Annotated in this window: 1 protein-coding gene; it reads right to left on the bottom strand. The window is 68.1% G+C overall.

The genetic code is table 11. From position 1 onward, the window contains the following. On the bottom strand, positions 1-724 hold a 724-nt coding region (locus tag ACCO56_RS33035), incomplete at both ends, for a TRAP transporter large permease subunit (protein ID WP_433645209.1).

Raw genomic sequence — 724 nt, 5'->3', positions numbered from 1 at the left:
GACGAGCACGAGCACCGTCGGATTGCCGATCAGCGGTTGCGCAAGCTCGAGCAGCTCGGTCGGCAGCCGCGAGAAGGACATAAACCGCGAGAAGATCTGCGCGGCGATGAGCAGCATCAGGAGCATCGCCGAGACCTTGACGGAATCGATCAGCGCGGCGGCGATGTCCTTGGGGCCGACCCGCCGCATGACGATCATTCCGACGAAAGCCGCGAAGGCGCCGAGCGCGCCGGCCTCGCCCACGGTGACCACGCCGCCGTAGATGCCGCCGAAGACGACGAACATGAGCACGACGACGAAGCTGAAGGCGGCGATCGAGCGCCGGGTCTCCTGCGGATCCTCGGCGACTCCGTGGCGGCGGCCGTCGACGGCCTGCGGCTCGACATCGCCGAGGAAATAGAGGCAGCCGGCATAGGCAAGGATGCACAGGAGGCCGGGCCCGATCGACCCGATGAAGAGGTGGCCGATCGGGGTCTCGGTGAGCGATCCGTAGATCATGATCAGCAGGCTCGGCGGGATGATCACCGAGAGCGAGCCGGAGATGGCGGCGAGCGCCACCGAAAAACTGCGGGTATAACCGACCCGTTGCAGTTCGGGACCGGCGAGCGTGGCCAGCGCGGCCGCGCTTGCCGTGCCCGAGCCCGACACGGCGCCAAGCAGGCCGCCGGTGACGAGGGTGGCCACGCCGAGCGGAAACCTGCGATAGCCGGCAAGCCTGTGGCCA

The organism is Mesorhizobium sp. 1B3, assembly GCF_050958605.1.
Classification (GTDB): Bacteria; Pseudomonadota; Alphaproteobacteria; order Rhizobiales; family Rhizobiaceae.
The sequence above is the reverse complement of the archived record's forward strand: the minus strand, read 5'-3'. Positions and strand labels throughout refer to the sequence as shown.